At 35.5% G+C, this 2,661-nt stretch carries 4 protein-coding genes; 2 read left to right on the top strand and 2 right to left on the bottom strand.

Annotation, left to right across the window (positions count from 1 at the left end):
- Positions 1 to 1,191, bottom strand: a 1,191-nt coding sequence (locus ABZA26_RS12135; RefSeq protein ID WP_372714777.1) for a [Fe-Fe] hydrogenase large subunit C-terminal domain-containing protein, incomplete at its 3' end; no start/stop codon positions are given.
- Positions 1,191 to 1,436: a (2Fe-2S) ferredoxin domain-containing protein gene (locus tag ABZA26_RS12140; protein WP_372714778.1), complete on the bottom strand. Its 246-nt coding sequence runs from the start codon at positions 1,434 to 1,436 to the stop codon at positions 1,191 to 1,193. The genes ABZA26_RS12140 and ABZA26_RS12135, both read right to left, overlap by 1 nt.
- A 113-nt stretch (positions 1,437 to 1,549) precedes the next feature.
- On the opposite strand from ABZA26_RS12140, the gene ABZA26_RS12145 reads away from it, so the two are divergent.
- Positions 1,550 to 2,065, top strand: a complete 516-nt coding sequence (locus ABZA26_RS12145) for a shikimate kinase (RefSeq protein ID WP_372714779.1) — start codon at positions 1,550 to 1,552, stop codon at positions 2,063 to 2,065.
- Between the two features lie 192 nt (positions 2,066 to 2,257).
- The gene (locus tag ABZA26_RS12150) at positions 2,258 to 2,425 is read left to right on the top strand and encodes a hypothetical protein (RefSeq protein WP_372714780.1); all 168 of its coding nucleotides are present in this window, start codon (positions 2,258 to 2,260) and stop codon (positions 2,423 to 2,425) included.
- Positions 2,426 to 2,661 lie beyond the last annotated feature (236 nt).

Consider the following 2,661-nt stretch of genomic DNA (forward strand, 5'->3'; position numbering starts at 1 on the left):
CATATCTATACTTGACATTCCACGTAGGACAGCCACAGCATTTTCTCTGCAGGTATTGTACCCACAGCTGGCACAGTTTAGTTCATCCACCTTACTGAATTTCCCCATTTTAATAAGAATTCTTTCTATTTTTTCCTCATTGATTTCGATCTCTTTTATAGGATTTTTAGAGATGGTTTTTTTCAGATCTTTCTGCGAAAGAAGACACTCTGCAGGAGATTCCTGTGTCTTTGCCGACATAAGGTAATCTTTTACATTCTGAAGTCTTGAAAATATAGAAGAGGAGATATGGTGACCTCCGGGACCCCCTATACAGCTTTTCTTACAGGCACTCACCTCTATACACGAGTTTCCTATATTTCCATTTATTATTTCCTGGAATATCTCTTTGCATTCATCTACTCCGTCGATTCTCATGGAAATAAGACCTTTTTTAGAGATCTCATACTTTATTCCCTCTAAGATACCTCCTACAATCGGGTATTGTTTACCCCTGGCAGATCCGTATTTATCAGGGTCAGATGTCGGGAGTTCCAGATAGTCTATTCCCTTCTCAGAGAGCCAAAGGACTATCTCATCAAAGGTCAGCACAGCGTCTATAATTCCGGCATTTTCTCTGGAGATAGCCTCACATTTTTTTGACACACAGGGACCTAGAAACACTGTCAGGTCATTGGGTCGCTCTTTTTTTAATAACTTTCCGTGGGCGATCATAGGAGATACAAAAGGGATGAGATTATCCACAAGAGTCGGGTAATATTTCTGTATGAGAAATACCACTGAGGGGCAGCATGTAGTTATAAAAGCCCCTCCTTCCTGAGATGAAAGGTATTTTTCATAAGCCTGTGAAACTAGATCTGCTCCCACAGCAGTTTCTTCTATTTTGTTGAAACCCAGCTTTTTTATGGCAGAAATAAGACGTGGGGAGTCCTCGAAGAATCCTCTGAATGACGGAGCTATAGATATATTTACATTTCTCCCGGAAGAGATGGCGTTCTTTACAAAATCAAGATCAGACATTATATTTCTTGCATTTTGAGGACAGATTGCAAAACACTGGCCACAAGCGATACATTTATCTTCCATGATGTGTGCCTGGTCATTTTCTATTTTGATAGCTTTTACTTCGCATTTTCTCACGCATTTATAACAGTGCTTACAGTTGGCTTCGGAAAAATTCATTACTTGCATCAAATCACCTTTTTTATAATATTTTTAAAGAATTCAGCGGTATTTTGGGGAGAGAGAGAAAAAATGCCCTCTTCACCCTCTACTGTAACAGATACAGCTTCAGTGCAGTTGCCTAGACAAAATGAAGCCTTCAAGACTATTTTATCCTCCATATGAAACTCTTTTATGCATTTTTGCAAGGTCTGGATCACTTGTTCAGAGCCTTTTATATGACAGGCACTTCCTACACATACTTTTAAAACCATATTATTCACCTCGATAAATTTTAAGAACATACTTAATTATATTTTTCACGCAGGAAAAAGTCAACTTAACAGTAAATAAAAAAAATGATATAATCACTAAAAGAGGTGATCTGATGAAAGACAACATAGCTCTCATTGGTTTCATGGGAAGCGGAAAGACCACTGTTGGCAGGCAGTTGGCAAGGGCCCTTGAAATGAAATTTGTAGATATAGACAAATTGATAGTAGAGAGAGAAAGTAAAAATATTTCAGAAATATTCAGTGAAAAGGGTGAGGAATATTTTAGAAAGCTGGAAAAACAAATAGTAATAGAAGAATCTAAAGACAATAATGTGATTATCTCTACTGGCGGTGGAGTTATTATAGATAATGACAATATAAAGAATCTGATAAAAACCTCTTTCGTGGTGTTTTTGGACTGTGAGGTAGAATGTATATATAACCGTGTGAAAAGAAGAAAAAACCGTCCTCTTCTCAATGTTGAAAATATGTTTGAGACTATACAGGAGCTTTATGAAAAGAGAAAGGTTCTTTACAAAATATCTTCGGATTTCAGGGTGGAAATAAACAGTGAGACAAATATATACGACACTGTTGACAAGATAAAGGAGGCTTATATTAGAAGCTGAAAACAGATAATTGATGTCTCTAAATATTTAAACTTCTTTTGTCCATAAATAAAGGAAAAAAACCTAAAAAAGAGTAGCTGTAAAATAAAGAGGTGAAGAAATATGAAAAGAATATTTGCAGTTTTCTTTTTATTATCAACAGTTCTTATGATAAGCGAAATATTTTAGAAGTGGGCACAGGGGGAGATACTCATGAGAGAAATAAAAATAATATCAAAAGAGAAAAAAGAAGAGATGGAAAGCAAGCTAGAAGAATTTCTGAGCGATAATGAAAAAGAGATAGTAGACATACAGTTTTCTGTAGGGGACGGAATGTATCATGCCCTTATAATTTATAGAAAACCTTGCAGTGAAGGGTAAAATCCCTTCATTTTTTATTAGTTGATCTTAATTTTGATTGAATTACTGAATTTATACGAAATCTGTTACTTTTCCTTGATGAAAAGTAACCAAAAATCAAGCCTTGTCTTGTCCAAGCTAAAATATAATAAATTTTACTAAAAATACAAAACTCGCTTCGCTCAGACATTGTATTTTCTTTACGCAAAATTTATTATATTTCTTCACGCTTGTCCTGCGAATAGGCACTTTAAGAC

Origin of the sequence: Ilyobacter sp., assembly GCF_041583315.1 — a bacterium.
Classification (GTDB): domain Bacteria; phylum Fusobacteriota; class Fusobacteriia; order Fusobacteriales; family Fusobacteriaceae; genus Ilyobacter.